Below are 17,739 nucleotides of genomic sequence, written 5' to 3' on the forward strand. Positions count from 1 at the left end.
GGCCCGCCACGCATCACCCGAGCAGCGCGTGCGCGATGGAGAAGATCGCGAGTCCCGCGAGCGCCCCCACGATCGTGCCGTTGAGCCGGATGTACTGCAGGTCGCGGCCGACCATGAGCTCGATCTTCTCGGTCGTCTCGGCGGGGTCCCATCGTTCGACCGTGTCGCTGATGATCGAGGCGATGTCGCGGCGGTAGCGGTCGACGAGGAACACGGCGGCATCGGTCACCCAGGTGTCGACGCGGTGCTGGAGCGCAGCATCCGTCGTCAATCGCTCGCCGATCTCGACGAGGGCCTCGACACCCCGTCGCCGCAGGCCGCTCCCGGGGTCGGCGAGGGAGCGCAGGAGTCCGGTTTTCGCCGTCGTCCAGGCCTCACCGGCGAGCTCGCGCACGCGGGGGCTGTCGAACACGGCGAGCTTCGCGTCCTCGAAGCGTCCGATCGTCGCGGGGTCGTGCTGCAGATTGCCGGCGAGCCGCCCGAGGTAGCCGTCGATCGCGACGCGGGCCGGGTGCCGCGGGTCGGCCTTCACCGCCGCGACGAACTTGACGGCCTCGTTGTAGACGGTGTCGTCGACGAAGCGATGCGCGACCGACGGCACCCACGCGGGCAGCCGGCGCGAGACCACCCCGGTGAACGAGGCCTTGTTGGCGGCGAGCCAGGCGGCGATCGTGTCGGCGGCCAGGTCGACCGCGCCGTGGTGCGCGCCGGCTTCGATGATGCGCTCCAGCCATTCGCCGAGCGGGGGACCCCACTCCGGTGCGATGAGGTGCTCGCGGGCGAGCTCCTCGATCACGTCGCGGACGTCGTCGTCGCTGAGAGCCCGCAGCACGCTTCCCGCCATGACGGACGCCTCGGCCGCGACCCGCTCGGCATGCGCCGGCGCGCTCAGCCATTCGCCGAGGCGGGCGGCGATCGCGGTCTGGTTCAGCTTGGCGCGCACGACGTCGGCCCGCAGGAACTCCGTCTCGACGAACTCGCCGAGGGTACGGCCGATCTCGTCCTTGCGACTCGGGATGATCGCGGTGTGCGGGATCGGTATGCCGAGCGGATGCCGGAACAGCGCCGTGACCGCGAACCAGTCGGCGAGCGCGCCGACCATGCCGCCCTCGGCGGCGGCGCGCACGTAGGCGAGGGCCGGCACGTCCTGCTGGAACGCGAACGAGAAGGCGAACAGCACGGCCATGAAGACGAGCGCCCCGAGCGCCACGCCCTTCATCGTGCGCAGGGCCTGGCGGCGCTCCTGGTCGGCGGGGCTCAGGAGGCGGGTCGGCGTCGGCGACATCGCGTCAGTCCTCGAGCGGCCCGAGCCACGCCGTCGCGACGGTGGAGTGGGCGGACTCCGGGTCGGACGGATGGAAGAGGCCCGCGAGTACGTCGCGGTAGAGACGGCTCAGCTCGTTCGCCGAGAAGTAGGAGGACCCGCCTGCCACGAGCACTGCCTCGTCGACGATCTGCTTCGCGGCCGTCACCGCCCGGTGCTTGAGACCCGCGAGCAGCGAGAACCACCCCGCCCCGTGATCGGCGAGCGCGTCGACGTCGCGGGCGAGCGCGTCGATCTGCGGGGGGAGGGCGTCGTACGCGAGCGCCATGTCGGCGATGCGCCAGCGGATGTCGGGATCCTGGCTGTACGCCTTGCCGGTGCGCTTCGAGGTGCGCCTGCCTGCGGCGGCGACGGCGAGGTCGAGCGCGCGGTGCGCGATCCCGGTGTACACCGACGCCAGGAGGATCTCGAAGACGCTGAAGATGCCGAACACGAGCGGGTCGGGGTTCGGTCCCGGGGCGAGTCGCCGCACGATCCGGTCCGCCGGCGCCACGGCGTCGCGCAGCTCGGTGGTGCGCGACTGCGTGCCCCGCATGCCGAGCGTGTCCCAGTCGTCGCGCACGACGACGCGGCCCGCCTGCACCTCGGAACGCGGCACGAACGCGTAGACCATGCGCGGCGCATCCTCCGATGAGGTGTCCAGCCCGTGCAGCCCCAGCTGCGTCCACACCGGGGCGAGCGACGTGAAGATCTTGGTGCCGGTGAACGAGTATCCGCCGTCGGGGAGGGGCGCAGCATCCGTCCCACTCCCGAACAGCACCAGATCGTTGCCCGCCTCGCTGATCCCGAACGCGAACACCTCCCCGGCGGCTGCACCCTCCTGCACGAACCGCAGCGCGTCGATGCCCCGGTCGGCGAGCACCTTCGCGACGCCGGTCCACACCAGGTGCATGTTGATCGCGAGGGCCGTCGCCGGGGCCGCTCCCGCGAGACGCTGCTGGAGGACGGATGCCTCGGCCAGCCCCAGCCCGGATCCGCCGAGCTCCGCCGGCACGAGGATCGCGAGATAGCCGGCATCCTTCAGGTCCGCGAGGTCGTCGCCGGGGAACGTGTTCTCGCGATCGTGCACGGCAGCCCGGGCGCGGAAGCGCTCCAGCAGCTCGTCGGTCAGGATCTCACTCGATTCGAAGGACGCCACCACGCCATTCTTACGCGATGATGTGCGCATGGCGACGCTCTCGGAGATGCTCCAGGCGCTCATCCCGCCGACGCAGCGTCAGACCGCGGCGGAGGTGACCGAGGCGCTCGACCTCGGCTCGGGCGACCGCGCCGGCAAACGCAGCGGCTTCCTCATCATGCTGACGCTGGCGGGAATCATCGCGATCGCCGGCGTGCTGACCGACTCCACGGCGACGGTCATCGGCGCGATGATCATCGCGCCGCTCGGGACCCCGATCCTGGCGATCGGCCTCGGCATCGTCACCGGGCACCTCCGCCTGGTGGTGCGCTCCATCCTGTGGGTGCTGCTGGGCCTTGCCATCGTGATCGTGCTGGGCCTCGTCTTCTCGATCTTCGTCGCGACGCCCGAGAGCCTCGAGACCAACTCGCAGGTGCTCGGTCGCACCTCGCCGAGCTTCATGGACCTGGTCGCCGCGCTCGCCACCGGCTTCGCGGGCGGCTTCGCGATGTGCCGACGGGATCTCAGCGCCGTCCTCCCCGGCGTTGCGATCGCGATCTCGCTCGTCCCACCGCTCGGCGTCGTCGGCGTGTGCGCCGGGCAGGGGTTGTGGGCCGACGCCCTCGGCGCCCTGTGGCTGTTCCTCTCCAACGTCGTCGCCCTCGTGATCGCCGGCAGCATCGTCTTCACGCTGGCCGGCTACGCGCGTGACCCCGGCTCGTCGCCGGTCGCCGACCGGCGCCGCGCCTACGTCATCGTCACCGTGCTGGCGGTGGTGATCACGGTGCCGCTGGCGGTGAACTCGGCGGTGTCGGTGGCGCTGGCCCGGTGGTCGGTGGCGATCCAGAACGCGACGACGCAATGGCTCGACGACGAGGGCGCCCGGGTGTACGGGGTGAACTGGTCGGGGGCGACGGCCACCGTCGCGATCACGACCGACGACGGCACGACACCGCCGATCGACGAGCTCCGCGAGTCGCTCGCGAGCGTGCTGCCGTCTCTCGTCGGGGTCGTCATCGACGTCGGTCAGGGCGTCGAGATCACGGTCCAGTAGGCGCGGTCCGCGGGTCGCGCGGTCAGACGAGCACGGCGAACAGCGCCTCGATGGTGGCCTCCGGCCGGTCGCGGTGAGGCGAGTGCCCTGCATCGGCGATGACCGAGACCGAGAAGTGCGGGTTCGGCGCGACGGCGGCCTCGGCGGGCTTGCCGCGGAAGATCGAGTACACCGCCGGGTCGGACGCGATGATGTGGGTCGGAACGGCGATGCGGAGCGCAGCATCCGTCACGTCCCACTCCGGATTCTGCGCGCTCGTCTGCTCCACGGCCCAACGGCTGGCCTGCTGCGCCGACAGGGCCTTCAGCTCGATGTCCTGCGGGTGCCAGTGGGGGTGCTCGGCCCGCACGGCCGCCTGCGACGGATCGTCGAACGAGCGGGTCTGACTGTCGCGCACGATGTCGCGATCGTGATCCGTGAGCGAGAGCGCGGGGTCGATCAGGACGAGACGACGCGTCCATGACGGGTCGGCCGCTGCGGCGAGGACGGATGCTGCGCCCCCCAGCGAGTGGCCGATCACCAGGTCCCACACACCGGCGTCGGGGCGGATCGCCGCGACGTCCGCGGCGTAGGCGTCGAGCGTGTAGTCCAGCGTGCGCGGAGCCGTGCCGTGTCCGCGCAGGTCTACGGCATCCGCCCGCCATCCGGCATCGGCGAGAGCCGAGCCGTAGCGCCACATGAGCGCTCCGTTCGAGCCGAGGCCGTGGATGAGCAGTGCGCGGCGCTCAGCCGAGGCCGAACCCCACGCCAGGCGGGGAAGGGTGACGGGGGCGGGCATGCAGTCAGCCTACGGGCGCCGCGGGAGCCCCCACGCCGCACGGCAGGATGCCGGCGGAGGTTGGCCGGATCGCGGCGGGGTGCAGCGGAGCGGAACGCCGCGGTGCCCCCTCAGCTCACGGTGTCGAGCGCATCGGCGATCTTCGTGAGCATCGAGGGGCACCGGGCGAGCCGCCGCCGGTCGAGGCATCGCCGCCTGAGCTGTGGCTCGCGTCAGAATGGTGGAGTGATCTCGACGGAACTGGCGCTGGCTCTGCGCGAAGCTGGCCTGGTGTGGCACCCTCGCTCGGGCGACCGCTTCCAGCTCGACGAGCCGGAGTTCGAGGCGGACATCTTCACCGTGAGCGAGATGACCATCGAGCCGCGCGAGTACCCGACCGGCCGCATCCTCGCCTTCAACGGCACGACCGAGTGGGCGCTGGATTCCGTCGCCCTCGAGGACGCGCTGTGGCTGCCCTATGAGCACCAGCTGCGCGAGCTCCTGCGGGGTGCGTTCCGGTCGCTCCGTCGTCTGCCCGACAACCACGAGGTCGAGATCGTGCTCGGGGGGCAGCGACGCGTGTTCGAGCATCCCGAACCGGCGGACGCGTACGCCCTCGCCCTCCTGGAGCTGCTGCGCCACCTCGCCTGACGGCGGCTCCACGTCGATCGCGAGGGGGGCTGCACCTCGTTCGCGAGGGCAGCGGCATGGCCCCTCGACGCCGCGACGTCCCTGGGGCGCATCGCTCAGCCGATCGTCGTCACCGGCTCGGTGTCGGGGATGGGGCTCGCGCCGCGCACCCGCAGGTCGGGAAGGCCGCGCGCGAACACGATGGCGACGACGAGACCCAGCGCGCAGAACGCCGCGGCGGACGTGTACGCCGCCGTGACGCCGCCCGGGCCGTCGATGAGGATGCCGGCGACGGCCGATCCGGCCGCAGCGCCGATGAGCTGGCCCGTGCCGACCCACCCGAACGCCTCGGCGGTGTCGCTGAACTTGACGCTCGCGGTCGTGACTGCTGAGAGCACGGCGAGGGCCGGCGCGATGCCGATGCCGGCGAGGAAGAGCGTGGCGCCGATCCACCACACGTTGACCCACAGCGCGGTGAGGGCGAGCCCGATGGCCACGACCGTCAGACGCCGCGCCATCGCCCAGCGTCCCATCGGCAGGTGCCCGAAGGTGAGGCCCCCGGCGAGGCTGCCGATCGAGAAGACGGCGAGGACGAGTCCCGCCTCGAGTCCGCCGTGGTCGAAGGTCGCCACCACGCTCGCCTCGACGGCGGCGAACGAGCCGATGAGAAGGAAGCCGATCACCGTCGCCAGCAGGATCGGCGGCCGGGTCAGCACCTTGCCGAACGAGCGCTTGCTGCGCGGGATGCGCACGCGCCCGACCTCGGGGGAGAGGATGAACCAGGCGCCGCCTGCCACCAGGATCACCACGACCAGCATGAGGCCGACGACCGTGCCGGCCTGCGTCGCGACGAAGGTGATGAGCACCGGGGCGAGGATCCAGATGAACTCCTGCAGCGAGGCGTCCAGCGAGTAGAGCGCGGTCAGCTGCGTGGAGTTGACCATCTTGGCGTAGATGGTGCGCACCGCCGCGACGATCGGCGGCGTCGCGGCGCCCGCGATGAAGCCGAGGACGATGTAGACCGGAACGGGGACGACGAGGAACGCGATCGCGGTCAGGGATGCGGCGGCCACGACGGTGGTGAGGGTCAGCACCCTGCGCATGCCCCAGCGGCCCATCCAGCGGCTCGTGACCGGGCCGGCGAGTGCCTGGCCGATCGACACCGCAGCGAGGACCACGCCTGCCGCGCCGTACGAGCCGGTGATCCCCTCGATGTGCAGGAGGATCACGAGGCTGATCATCCCGTTGGGGAAGCGCGCCGTCAGCTGAGCCGCGATGATACGGGCCACCCCGGGGATGCGTAGAACTTCCCGGTAGCCGGCCACCCGACAACGTTACGGTACGCCCGGGCACGTTCTGGTATGGCCGCATCCGGATGCCCGCGCACCGGCCATGCGCGACACTCCCGCGACACGCCGGATCGGTTATCCACAGCCGAATCCGATGTCGGAGGCGGTGGCTAGCTTCGCGGCTGTGGACGGATGCGGCCGTGGCGTTCGAAAGCCCCGTGATCCTGGCCTTTTCCAGGCCCTTGCGGCTGTGGATGAATCCGTGGACAACCTGTGTTGTACATGGGGAGAACGGTGGAAAATCACACCGATGTAACTACTAGCCCTTGTGGTGCTATCGAATGTCGGTACCCATATGTAGTATTGGACTCCCGGTGGGGGGACTACCGGGAAGAGCACCGGATGCCACCGGGGGAAGCACTGAGGAGACGGAATCGACATGGCGATCACGGTTTACACGAAGCCCGCGTGCGTGCAGTGCACGGCGACGTATCGAGCACTCGACTCCAAGGGGATCGAGTACGAAATCCACGACCTCTCCGAGGACCCCGCGGCCCTCGAGCAGGTCAAGGCGCTGGGCTACCTCCAGGCGCCGGTCGTCATCACCGATGAGGACCACTGGTCGGGCTTCCGTCCCGACAAGATCGACGAGCTCGCCTCGCGTCTGGCCTGACCATGTCGGCGGTCGTGGCGCAGCGCGTCGCGACAGACGCGCCGCTGCTGGTCTACTTCTCGAGCGTGTCGGGCAACACCGCACGTTTCATCGAGAAGCTCGGCGCGCGAGCGGTCCGGATCCCGCTTCACTCGACGGATCCGGCGCTGGTGGTCGACGAGCCGTACGTCCTCGTGACACCCACCTATGGCGGAGGCCAGGGCAAGGGCGTCGAGAGGGGCGCCGTTCCGAAGCAGGTCATCCGGTTCCTCAACGACGAGCGCAACCGGGGCCTCATCCGCGGGGTCATCTCCGCGGGGAACACCAACTTCGGCGAGCACTTCTGCATCGCCGGCGACATCATCAGCCGTAAGTGTCACGTGCCGCACTTGTACCGGCTAGAGGTATTCGGCACGCCCGAAGATGTGGAACGCGTGAACGCGGGATTGGAACGATGGTGGGAACTCTGACGCAGACCGACTTCAAGACACAGGCACGCTTCGAGGGCATGGACTACCACGCCCTCAACGCGATGCTCAACCTGTACGACGCCGACGGCAAGATCCAGTTCGACGCCGACAAGCGCGCGGCGCGGGAGTACTTCCTGCAGCACGTGAACCAGAACACGGTGTTCTTCCACTCGCTCAAGGAGCGGCTCGACTACCTGGTCGAGAAGGAGTACTACGAGGGCGCCGTGCTCGACAAGTACTCGTTCGAGTACATCCAGAAGCTCAACGACCTCGCCTACTCGAAGAAGTTCCGCTTCGAGACCTTCCTGGGCGCGTTCAAGTACTACACGAGCTACACGCTCAAGACCTTCGACGGCAAGCGCTACCTCGAGCGCTTCGAGGACCGCGTCGTCATGACCGCGCTCGCGCTGGCCGACGGCGACGAGAAGCTGGCCACCGCGCTCGTGGAGGAGATCATCTCGGGCCGGTTCCAGCCCGCGACCCCCACGTTCCTCAATGCCGGCAAGGCGCAGCGCGGCGAGCTCGTCTCGTGCTTCCTGCTGCGCATCGAAGACAACATGGAGTCGATCGCCCGCGGCATCAACTCCGCCCTGCAGCTGTCCAAGCGCGGCGGCGGCGTGGCCCTGCTGCTGTCGAACATCCGCGAGTCGGGTGCGCCGATCAAGCAGATCGAGAACCAGTCGAGCGGCATCATCCCGGTGATGAAGCTCCTCGAAGACTCCTTCTCGTACGCCAACCAGCTCGGCGCGCGTCAGGGTGCCGGTGCCGTGTACCTCAACGCGCACCACCCGGACATCATGCGGTTCCTCGACACGAAGCGCGAGAACGCCGACGAGAAGATCCGCATCAAGACGCTGTCGCTGGGCGTCGTCGTCCCCGACATCACGTTCGAGCTCGCCAAGAACGGCGAGGACATGTACCTGTTCTCCCCGTACGACGTGGAGCGCGTCTACGGCGTGCCGTTCGGCGACATCTCGGTCACCGAGAAGTACCGCGAGATGGTCGACGACCCGCGCATCAAGAAGACGAAGATCAACGCGCGCGAGTTCTTCCAGACCCTCGCCGAGATCCAGTTCGAGTCGGGCTACCCGTACATCATGTTCGAGGACACGGTGAACAAGGCCAACCCGATCAAGGGCCGGATCAACATGTCGAACCTGTGCTCCGAGATCCTGCAGGTCAACACGCCGACCACGTTCAACGAGGACCTGTCGTACGACCAGATCGGCAAGGACATCTCGTGCAACCTGGGCTCGCTCAACATCGCCCTGGCGATGGACGGCGGCGACCTCGCGAAGACGGTGGACACCAGCATCCGTGCCCTCACCGCGGTGAGCGACCAGAGCCACATCCGCTCGGTCCGCTCCATCGAGGACGGCAACGACCGCTCGCACGCGATCGGCCTGGGCCAGATGAACCTGCACGGCTACCTCGCCCGTGAGCACGTCTACTACGGGTCGGAAGAGGGAGTCGACTTCACGAACATCTACTTCTACTCCGTGCTGTTCCACGCGCTGACCGCGTCGAACAAGATCGCGATCGAGCGAGGGGAGACCTTCGACGGGTTCGCCGACTCGACGTACGCCTCGGGCGAGTTCTTCGACAAGTACATCGAGCAGGAGTGGGTGCCGGCGACGGCCAAGGTCGCCGAGATGTTCGAGGGCCACCACATCCCCACGCAGGACGACTGGCGCGCGCTGAAGGCATCGATCCAGCAGCACGGCATCTACAACCAGAACCTGCAGGCGGTGCCGCCGACCGGCTCGATCTCGTACATCAACAACTCGACGTCGTCGATCCACCCGATCGCGGCGAAGATCGAGATCCGCAAGGAAGGCAAGCTCGGCCGCGTCTACTACCCGGCGGCGTTCATGACGAACGACAACCTGGAGTATTACCAGGACGCGTACGAGATCGGCTACGAGAAGGTCATCGACACGTACGCCGCCGCCACCCAGCACGTCGACCAAGGGCTGTCGCTCACGCTTTTCTTCAAGGACACCGCGACCACGCGAGACATCAACAAGGCCCAGATCTACGCGTGGCGCAAGGGCATCAAGACGATCTACTACATCCGCCTCCGCCAGATGGCCCTCGAGGGCACGGACATGAGCGAGTGCGTTTCGTGCACGCTCTGATGACCGGCCGCTGAGCGAGCGCAGCGAGACGAAACGCGAAGAGAGAGAAAGATGAGCGAGAAGCTCCAGCTCCTGGACCACGTCCAGGCCATCAACTGGAACCGCATCCAGGACGACAAGGACCTCGAGGTGTGGAACCGCCTCGTGAACAACTTCTGGCTGCCCGAGAAGGTGCCGCTGTCGAACGACATCCAGTCGTGGAACACGCTCACCCCCGAGGAGCAGACCCTCACGATGCGCGTGTTCACGGGGCTCACGCTCCTGGACACCATCCAGGGCACGGTGGGCGCGGTGTCGCTCATCCCGGACGCGATCACCCCGCACGAGGAGGCCGTCTACACGAACATCGCGTTCATGGAGTCGGTGCACGCGAAGTCCTACTCGTCGATCTTCTCGACGCTGTGCTCGACGAAGGAGATCGACGAGGCGTTCCGCTGGTCGGTCGAGAACGAGAACCTTCAGAAGAAGGCTCAGATCGTCATGGAGTACTACCGCGGCGACGAGCCCCTCAAGCGCAAGGTCGCCTCGACCCTGCTCGAGTCGTTCCTCTTCTACTCGGGCTTCTACCTGCCGATGCACTGGTCGAGCCGGGCGAAGCTGACCAACACGGCCGACCTCATCCGCCTCATCATCCGCGACGAGGCCGTGCACGGCTATTACATCGGCTACAAGTTCCAGCGGGGGCTCGAGACGGTCGATCAGGCCAAGCGCGACGAGATCAAGGACTACACGTTCTCGCTGCTCTACGAGCTCTACGACAACGAGGTGCAGTACACGCAGGACCTCTACGACGGCGTCGGCCTCACCGAGGACGTCAAGAAGTTCCTGCACTACAACGCCAACAAGGCCCTCATGAACCTGGGCTACGAGGCGATGTTCCCCTCGACCGTCACGAACGTGAACCCGGCGATCCTGTCGGCCCTCTCACCGAACGCCGATGAGAACCACGACTTCTTCAGCGGGTCCGGCTCGTCGTACGTCATCGGCAAGGCCGAGGCCACCGAGGACGAGGACTGGGACTTCTAGAACCGCGTGATTCCGCGGATTCCGCTCGGTCCTGACCAGCCATAAGGCCCCCGGCTACCTGCTCCGTGAGCGGCGAGCCGGGGGCCTTTGCCCACACTTTGCCCACATCCGCGGAGGACCGCACGACGATGGACAACAGCACTGCCACCGTGCTCGCAGCGATCATCACCGGCGCCGTCGTTGCCGTGACCTTCCTCGCAGCAGAGATCATCCGCTTCGTCCGCGACCGATCTGATCGGCGTACAGCAGCGGTTGCTCGCGCGCTCAGCGCACTCGATCAGGTGCCGGATATGGTGCTGCGGGACTTTGCCCGCTGGATCCCCTTCTCATCGCTCAGGCATAAGCCGACGATGGGACCGTTGACAGAGATTGTCGCGTCGACTCTGTCGCTCTACGCCGTCATGAAGGGACGTGATCGCGCGGTTGCGCACTGGGCGGCGTGGATGGTTGAGGCAGTGTCTACAGCTCAGGGGGAGCATCGAGTCGTTCTTGCCTCTGAACTGCAGGGGGTGCTGCTCGCCTACCTCATGGACAGACGGAAGGCCCGCGCGTTCGTGGCACGGGCCAAGCCGGAGGTTGACGCCTGGCGAGAACGAGTCATGGATAGGGGAGGCCCGCTCCCACTCGGGGACTGACCTCTACTCGGTCGCTCCTTCCTGTTGCTGTCGGATGCGGTTCTGGTGGACGGGATCGTTCTCCATGCGTTCCCGCCACCAGGCGAGAAGGGTGGTCTCGTCGACGACGCGGCGCCGGCCCTGCCAGGTCATGGGGAGGCCACGTCTACGCCACCGTTTGATCGTGATGATGGAGCGATTCACTCTCCGGGCTGCCTGCCGGTACGTGAGCAGCGTCATCGGTCACCTCCTCGAGATCGGGCGCCGGCCTCCACTCCGCGAGCATCAGTACCGCGGCGCGAGTGGGCAGTTGGTTCGGGTCGTACCGTTCCCCGCACACGGTGCACTGCTCGGACTGCGCGATCGCTCCATTCCGGTCGAGCGTCCACTCGGCGTACACCGCCGCCTCACCGCACAACCGGCAGGTCTGCGTCTGCGTGCGCAGTCGGCGCGGTGCGATGCGGTACCGGTTGAGCAGCGGTGTAGGCCTTGCGAGTGCTGGTCTCCCCGGAGATCAGCACCGCGTTGTCGTCGCGACGGAAGGCGAGGAGGTGGCCTCCGGCGTCGAGAACGGTGACGCTGACGGTTGCGTCGGCCCGGTCGGCACCCATCCTGCAAGCCCGGATTCTCGGGCGGTCGTCGGACCGGCTCATTCCGTGGGGATCGACGACGAGCTGATTCTTGACTCCCTCCGCCACTGCCGCTATGGTCGTGCCAAGACGGTTTGGCAAATCGTATTGGCACGGCGTCCCGACCGGAGTCTGCACCCTCCTGTACATCAATGAATGGAGTCGAAGTGATGAAGCTTCGCATGCCGGCGGACGCACGTTTCCGCCGGGGACTGGTTGCGGCGGCAGCCGTGACGACCGCAGCCATCGCACTGAGCGGTTGCGGCGCCGGAGGCGGTGGTGGTGAACCCGCCGCTGACGACGGTGCGCTGACCGTCGTGGTCGAGGGTGGCGGAAAGGCTGAACTGCAGCCGATCGCCGATCTGTACAAGGATGAGACGGGTACGGAGGTCACCCTCGTGGAACTTCCGTACGCGGGGCTCTACGACCGCATCTCGTCCGAGCTGCAGGCAGGAAACCCCTCTTTCGACATCGCCGCGCTCGACGCGATCTGGCTTCCCGCCTTCGCGCCCGGGCTGGCGCCGCTGGACGACCTGTACACCGACGACGTCGAGTCCGACCTGTTCGGCGGCCTGGTGAGCGAGTCGCAGGTGGATGGCACGTTCGTCGGCATGCCGGTCTGGACGAACTCCGAGATCCTCTTCTACCGCACCGACCTCTTCGAGGACCCGAAGAATATGGCCGATTTCGAGGCGAAGTACGGCTATCCCTTGAGCGCGCCGACCACGTGGGAGCAGTACCGCGATATCGCGGAGTTCTTCACCCGCGACACCGACGGCGACGGTGCGATCGATCTGTACGGCACCGATGTGAAGGGTGCCGTCGAGACGGAGTGGCTGGCCACGGTGTCGCAGGCCGGTGAAGAGAACATGGTGATCGACACCGACAGCGGCGAGGTGACGATCGACGACGCCGCGCACAAGGAAGCGCTCGACTACTACGTCAGCCTGCTCCCGTACGCTCCGTCCGGCGCCGCGCAGCTCGACTGGGCGGGAGCACAGAATCTCTTCTACCAGGGCAAGCTCGCGATGATGCGATTCTGGGGCCATGCCTATCGGCAGACGCCGGAGGATTCGGCCGTGAAGGACGCCATCGGCGTCGCCCCGATGATCGGGGGCCCCGGTGGCGTGGCGGGAGTGCCCGGCGCGTGGTACCTGTCGGTCCCCGCGTCGGGAGCCAAGCAGGACGAGGCGAAGGACTTCATCGCGTTCGCGTACGAGCGCAATGACCTCGCTGCCGATACCTCGTTGGGCCTGGTCGCCCGCAAGAGCGCGTTCGAGAGCAAGCAAGGGGAAGCCGGATTCGAGAACTATCCCGCTCTGGTCACCACGCTGGAGGCGCCGCAGTCGCTGCCCCGGCCGGCGACTGCGCAGTGGCAGGAGATCGTCGACTCCGTGCTCGTGCCGATGATCCAGAAGGCCGTCGAGCCGGGAGCTGACACCGCGCAGCTCCTGTCGGACGCCAAGTCCCAGATCGAGTCGATCGCCCAGTAGACGATCCATCCAGAAGGTTTTCCGTGGAGACTCTCGCTCCTGCAACCCGCGGTGGGGCGGCCCCGGCCGTCCCGCCGCGGGCCCCGCACCCGGGCTCACGCCCGCCCCAGGCCTCACGCCCGCACTCGCGCAAGCACCGCAGCAAGGACAGCGGCGACCGCCGATTCGCGCTGCTGCTCATGGCGCCGGCGGCCCTGTTCCTCGCCGGCTTCGTGCTGTGGCCCCTCGTCCGGTTCATCTACGACAGCTTCTTCGAGATCTCGCCGTTCGCCGGTGCGCCGCGGACGTTCGTCGGCTTCGCCAACTACGCGACCGCCTTCGCCTCGGATGCCTTCCAGTCGGCATCCGTCCGCACGATCGTGTACACAGTCTTCGTCGTGACCGCCGAGTTCGTCCTCGGTCTCGCCGTGGCGCTGCTGTTCACCGCCCTCGGCCGACGGTCGGCCGTCTTCCGCACCGTGTTCATGTACCCGCTGATGATCGCACCGGTGGTCGCGGGCCTGCTGTGGCGATTCCTCCTCATCGACAACTTCGGCATCGTCAACCAGTTGCTCTACGAGGCGCACATCCTGTCCAGCCCCGATCAGATCCAGTGGCTGAGCGACCCGAACATCGCGCTGTTCTCGGTTGCGCTGCCCGACATCTGGCTGACGACCTCGTTCATCACACTCGTCCTGTTCGCCGGTCTGCAGAACGTCCCCGGCGATGTGATCGAAGCCGCCCGCATCGACGGCGCCCGGTACCCGCGGATCCTGTTCAGCATCATCATCCCGCTGCTGCGACCCGTGATCGCGGTGGCACTCATCGTGCGCGGAATCGACGCGGCCCGGGCGTTCGACATCATCCTCATCCAGACGGATGGCGGCCCTCAGGGCAGCACGACGACGCTGAGCCTTCTCATCTACCGCACCATGACCCGGTTCGGGGATCCGGGATTGGCCAGCGCCATGGGAACGGTCTATCTCATCGTCATGCTGGCCGTGGCCATCGCCGCCATCCTGCTGATCTGGCGTCCAGGGAGCACACGATGAATCCTCTCGAGACCCGGGGCAAGAGCCGCATCCTCCTGTGGGTCCTGCTCGCCGCCGCCATCATCATGTACGGGTTCCCGTTCCTCTACCTGCTGCTGACGTCGTTCAAGCCCCCGCTCGACGCGATCGCCGTGCCGCCATCGGTGTGGCCCGAGACGTGGACCCTCGACAACTACGTGTCCGCGCTCACCCGCGAGGGGGTTCCGGCAGCACTCATCAACAGCGTCGTCACCGCGGTCACCTCGACCGTGCTGTCGCTGGTGCTCGCAGTGCCCGCCGCCTACGCGATCACCCGGTTCCGCACCCCCAGCGGACGCGTGTTCATCGTGGCGGCGCTCGTCACCCGAATGGTGCCGACCATCGCCGTGGGGGCGCCCCTCATCGAGGTGATGCGCAACATCGGATTGACCGACTCCTCTTTCGGGCTCGCTCTCGCGCACACCACGATCTCGCTTCCCCTCTCCATCTGGCTGATGGCGAGCTTCTTCGAGGCCGTCCCGGACGAGTTGAGCGAAGCGGCCGAGGTCGACGGCTGCAACCGGCTCCAGGCGATGTGGCGGGTCGTGCTGCCCGTCGTGTCGGGCGGCCTCGCAGTGACCGCGATCTTCGCGTTCCTCGCCTCGTGGAACGAGTTCCTCTTCGCGCTCCTGCTCACCTCTGTCAGGGCGCAGACCACCCCGGTCGTGATCGCCAACTTCCAGAGCCAGTTCGGCCTGGACTGGGGAGGGATGACGGCGCTGGCCGCGGTCTACTCGATCCCCGTCATCCTGCTCACGCTCTTCCTCCAGCGGCAGATCGTCGCCGGCCTCACCCTCGGCGCAGTCAAGGGCTGAGAAGCCGGGACACGATTGGACATCAATGTCGAGTGACAACACTTACGACGTGACGGCGTGGCCTCACGGCGATCCCTACCAGGACATCGGCGAGGTCATCAACAGCATCATCGCGGACGTCAAGGCCCGCCAAGCAGTGCCCGGCATGGGGGACGGGGGAAAGCCGGGCGCCGTGATCCACATCCCGCCGGGGGACTACCGACTTCGCACCCAGGTGCTGATCGACGTCAGCTTCCTGCGGATCGAAGGCGCGGGACACGGCTTCACCTCGTCCAGCATCCGGTTCAACGTTCCCGAAGACGAATGGCACGCGCTGCATGAGCTGTGGCCCGGAGGCAGCCGCATCCTCGTCGACATCGCTGCCGGAGACGCCCAGGAGGAATCCGCCGGCGCCGCATTCCTGGTGGCGCGCAGCGGAAGTCCCAGAATCAGCTCTGTCGAATTCTCAGGCTTCTGCATCGACGGGCTGCACTTCGTCGGCGACCGACCGGGGGAGAACCCGGAGAACTCGTACGCCAATGGAAAGACGGGCATTCATGTCAGGGATGCCAACGACTCATTCCGGATCACAGGCATGGGGTTCGTCTACCTCGAGCACGCGTTGACGATCCACAAAGCGGACGCGCTCTCGATCCACGACAACTTCATCGCGGAATGCGGTTCGTGCATCGAACTGCGCAGCTGGGGCCAGGCGTCGAAGATCACCGACAACCTCATCGGAGCCGGCCCCCACGGTCACTCGATCTACGCCGAGAACCATGGTGGGCTTCTGATCACCGCGAACAACGTCTTTCCGCGCGGCGCGAGCAGCGTGCATCTTCACGGTGTCACCCGGTCGAGCGTGACCAACAACCGGCTCCACTCGTTCTACCCGGGGATGATGGTTCTCGCCGCGAACAGTTCGGAGAATCTGGTGGGCTCGAATCACTTCCTCCGCGATCACGAGCCCTGGACGCCGTTCCTCGCGGTGGACAACGGGCTGGACGACCTCTTCGGCCTTCTGGCGATCACCGGCAGCAACAACTCGATCGTCGGCAACCACTTCTCCGAGGTCGTCGACTCCGAGAGCGTCCGGCCGGCAGGCGCGACCCCTGTGATCATCCGGCTGGTGGCCGGCAGCGACAACTACCTCGCGAGCAACCACGTGGTGGGGTTGGACGTCGCCACCTCATCGGGCGACTCATGTTTCGAAGCACAGGTCGACGCCTTGCTCACGACCCACGCTTCGCGACGTCTCGCCGTCACCGCGGTCCTGGTCGATCCCACGGCCAGCGGGAACACCATCCTCGATTCGGGTCGCGATGACGAGGTCGTCGTGGATCTCGCGGCGAACGCATTCCGGCCGACCCCATCGATCGGATCCGGCGTGCACGCCGCGTCCACCCCGCTGCCCGCCGGCGTGGTGGCGCTGGGGGACCGCCGCGTGGACCGTCGTTGACCGAAAAGGTGGTACGAACGTGAGAGGGCAACGATGACGGAGAGCCGAGTGACAGAGAAGACCGCTGGCATCCGGGACGTCGCGGCACACGCGGGCGTCTCACAGACCACCGTTTCTCACGTGCTCAACGCCACACCGCATACGCGGGTCAGCGAAGACACCGCAGCGCGCGTCCGCGCTGCCGCTGAGGAACTGGGCTATCGGCCGAACCGCCTCGCTCGCGGGTTGCGAACGCAGGCGTCCGACATGATCGGCCTGGTCACCGAGGAGATCGCGACCACGCCGCACGCCGGTCGTATCATCCTCGGCGCCCAGGAAGAGGCCAGTCGGCGAAACCTCACCCTCGCCATCATCAACTCCGTGCTGAATCCGGAGCCGGAGGTGGACGCGGCCCAGATCCAGGCCTTCCTCGACCGGCAAGTCGACGGCATCATTTACGCCACGGTCTACCACGACGTGATCGTCGCCCCGGAGAATCTGCGGTCCCGGCCCGCAGCGCTGATCGGCGCACGAGATTTCGCGGGGACCATCCCCGCGGTGCTGCCCGACGAGCGTGCGGGCGCCGCCGCGGTCGTGGAGATGCTCGCGCGCGCGGGGCACCGGCGGATCGCATTCGCCGCGAGCGCCGAGGACGTCCCCGCCACGCGAGGACGCCTCCTCGGTTACCTGGACGGGATGCACGCAGCAGGTCTGCCGACCGAAGACCTCGTGGTGGCGGGCACCGCAGACGCGCGCGGCGGGTACCGCGCCAGCCTGGAACTGCTCGACCGTGCTCCCACCGCGGTGTTCTGCTACAACGACCGAATGGCTGTCGGCGCGTACCGGGCGGCAGGCGAGCGCGGACTCGTCATCCCCTCCGACCTCTCCATCGTCGGCTTCGACGATCAGGCGCCGATACCCGACAGCCTGTTCCCGACACTCACCACCGTCTCGCTCCCGCACTATGAAATGGGGGCCTGGGCCGTATCCACCCTCGCCGATCTCATTCACGGCAAACACGAGGAGGCGCTGCTCACCGAGCATCCGACCGTGTTGGCCTGTCCCGTGGTGGAGCGCGAGTCGGTCGCCGCGCCGCGCCTGGAGCGCCCCGAGTAGTCCGCCAGTCCGCTCACGGCTCTGCCGCTCGCCGTCGAGTGGCGACATCGACCGACGACATCGTCGCACCACGTGGAGGGGTTCGAATCGCGCCCCGCAGACTCCGCTTTCGAGCCCCTCCACCTCCGACGTCCGCCGTTGTGAGCAGG

General features: G+C 67.4%; 18 protein-coding genes. 12 read left to right on the forward strand and 6 right to left on the reverse strand.

From position 1 onward, the window contains the following. Positions 1–13 precede the first annotated feature (13 nt). Together MRBLWH7_RS00180 and MRBLWH7_RS00185 are read right to left on the reverse strand one after the other, a co-directional pair. Positions 14–1,285: a DUF445 domain-containing protein gene (locus MRBLWH7_RS00180; RefSeq protein ID WP_341998004.1), complete on the reverse strand. Its 1,272-nt coding sequence runs from the start codon at positions 1,283–1,285 to the stop codon at positions 14–16. A gap of 4 nt (positions 1,286–1,289) precedes the next feature. Next, positions 1,290–2,492: an acyl-CoA dehydrogenase family protein gene (locus tag MRBLWH7_RS00185; protein ID WP_341998006.1), complete on the reverse strand. Its 1,203-nt coding sequence runs from the start codon at positions 2,490–2,492 to the stop codon at positions 1,290–1,292. Between MRBLWH7_RS00185 and MRBLWH7_RS00190 the strand changes: the two genes are divergently transcribed. Then, a complete protein-coding gene (locus MRBLWH7_RS00190; RefSeq protein ID WP_341998008.1) occupies positions 2,491–3,495 on the forward strand; it encodes a TIGR00341 family protein in 1,005 nt (334 codons plus the stop codon). The genes MRBLWH7_RS00185 and MRBLWH7_RS00190 overlap by 2 nt on opposite strands. 22 nt (positions 3,496–3,517) lie before the next feature. On the opposite strand, the gene MRBLWH7_RS00195 is transcribed toward MRBLWH7_RS00190, so the two are convergent. Beyond that, the gene (locus tag MRBLWH7_RS00195) at positions 3,518–4,273 is read right to left on the reverse strand and encodes an alpha/beta hydrolase (RefSeq protein ID WP_341998010.1); all 756 of its coding nucleotides are present in this window, start codon (positions 4,271–4,273) and stop codon (positions 3,518–3,520) included. A gap of 225 nt (positions 4,274–4,498) precedes the next feature. Between MRBLWH7_RS00195 and MRBLWH7_RS00200 the strand changes: the two genes are divergently transcribed. Next, positions 4,499–4,903, forward strand: a complete 405-nt coding sequence (locus tag MRBLWH7_RS00200; protein WP_341998012.1) for a pilus assembly protein CpaE — start codon at positions 4,499–4,501, stop codon at positions 4,901–4,903. Between the two features lie 95 nt (positions 4,904–4,998). On the opposite strand, the gene MRBLWH7_RS00205 is transcribed toward MRBLWH7_RS00200, so the two are convergent. Next, positions 4,999–6,207, reverse strand: a complete 1,209-nt coding sequence (locus MRBLWH7_RS00205; RefSeq protein ID WP_341998014.1) for an MFS transporter — start codon at positions 6,205–6,207, stop codon at positions 4,999–5,001. A 403-nt stretch (positions 6,208–6,610) separates the two neighbouring features. Here MRBLWH7_RS00205 and nrdH point away from each other — a divergent pair, with 403 nt between their 5' ends. From nrdH to MRBLWH7_RS00230, 5 genes are all read left to right on the forward strand, one after another. Next, positions 6,611–6,844: a glutaredoxin-like protein NrdH gene (gene nrdH, locus MRBLWH7_RS00210; RefSeq protein WP_116196298.1), complete on the forward strand. Its 234-nt coding sequence runs from the start codon at positions 6,611–6,613 to the stop codon at positions 6,842–6,844. Between the two features lie 2 nt (positions 6,845–6,846). Continuing rightward, positions 6,847–7,293: a class Ib ribonucleoside-diphosphate reductase assembly flavoprotein NrdI gene (gene nrdI, locus MRBLWH7_RS00215; protein WP_341998017.1), complete on the forward strand. Its 447-nt coding sequence runs from the start codon at positions 6,847–6,849 to the stop codon at positions 7,291–7,293. Beyond that, a complete protein-coding gene (gene nrdE / locus MRBLWH7_RS00220; RefSeq protein WP_341998019.1) occupies positions 7,278–9,431 on the forward strand; it encodes a class 1b ribonucleoside-diphosphate reductase subunit alpha in 2,154 nt (717 codons plus the stop codon). Before nrdI ends, nrdE begins: the two co-directional genes overlap by 16 nt. Positions 9,432–9,482: 51 nt before the next feature. Further along, complete coding sequence (gene nrdF / locus MRBLWH7_RS00225; RefSeq protein ID WP_045299980.1) at positions 9,483–10,457, forward strand: class 1b ribonucleoside-diphosphate reductase subunit beta; 975 nt, start codon at positions 9,483–9,485, stop codon at positions 10,455–10,457. Positions 10,458–10,585: 128 nt separating this feature from the next. Then, complete coding sequence (locus MRBLWH7_RS00230; RefSeq protein ID WP_341998024.1) at positions 10,586–11,092, forward strand: hypothetical protein; 507 nt, start codon at positions 10,586–10,588, stop codon at positions 11,090–11,092. Positions 11,093–11,095: 3 nt separating this feature from the next. Here MRBLWH7_RS00230 and MRBLWH7_RS00235 read toward each other — a convergent pair whose 3' ends face one another. Beyond that, positions 11,096–11,311 (reverse strand): hypothetical protein, encoded by a 216-nt coding sequence (locus tag MRBLWH7_RS00235; protein WP_341998026.1) that lies wholly within the window; start codon positions 11,309–11,311, stop codon positions 11,096–11,098. 167 nt (positions 11,312–11,478) lie between these two features. Beyond that, entirely contained in the window at positions 11,479–11,682 is a 204-nt protein-coding gene (locus MRBLWH7_RS00240) for a heme-binding protein (protein WP_341998028.1), read from the reverse strand. A gap of 248 nt (positions 11,683–11,930) precedes the next feature. Here MRBLWH7_RS00240 and MRBLWH7_RS00245 point away from each other — a divergent pair, with 248 nt between their 5' ends. The 5 genes from MRBLWH7_RS00245 to MRBLWH7_RS00265 all read left to right on the forward strand — a co-directional run bounded on the left by MRBLWH7_RS00245 (position 11,931) and on the right by MRBLWH7_RS00265 (position 17,590). Further along, positions 11,931–13,193, forward strand: coding sequence for an extracellular solute-binding protein (locus tag MRBLWH7_RS00245; RefSeq protein ID WP_341998031.1), 1,263 nt, complete (start codon positions 11,931–11,933; stop codon positions 13,191–13,193). 179 nt (positions 13,194–13,372) lie between these two features. Continuing rightward, complete coding sequence (locus MRBLWH7_RS00250) at positions 13,373–14,224, forward strand: sugar ABC transporter permease (protein ID WP_342002171.1); 852 nt, start codon at positions 13,373–13,375, stop codon at positions 14,222–14,224. Further along, positions 14,221–15,057, forward strand: a complete 837-nt coding sequence (locus MRBLWH7_RS00255) for a carbohydrate ABC transporter permease (RefSeq protein ID WP_341998033.1) — start codon at positions 14,221–14,223, stop codon at positions 15,055–15,057. The genes MRBLWH7_RS00250 and MRBLWH7_RS00255 overlap by 4 nt, the downstream gene beginning before the upstream one ends. Positions 15,058–15,082: 25 nt before the next feature. Beyond that, positions 15,083–16,495 (forward strand): right-handed parallel beta-helix repeat-containing protein, encoded by a 1,413-nt coding sequence (locus tag MRBLWH7_RS00260; protein WP_341998035.1) that lies wholly within the window; start codon positions 15,083–15,085, stop codon positions 16,493–16,495. A 33-nt stretch (positions 16,496–16,528) separates the two neighbouring features. Next, on the forward strand, positions 16,529–17,590 hold the full coding sequence (locus MRBLWH7_RS00265; RefSeq protein ID WP_341998037.1) for a LacI family DNA-binding transcriptional regulator: 1,062 nt from the start codon (positions 16,529–16,531) through the stop codon (positions 17,588–17,590). The last annotated feature ends 149 nt before the right edge of the window (positions 17,591–17,739 follow it).

Source organism: Microbacterium sp. LWH7-1.2, from assembly GCF_038397755.1.
GTDB lineage: Bacteria > Actinomycetota > Actinomycetes > Actinomycetales > Microbacteriaceae > Microbacterium.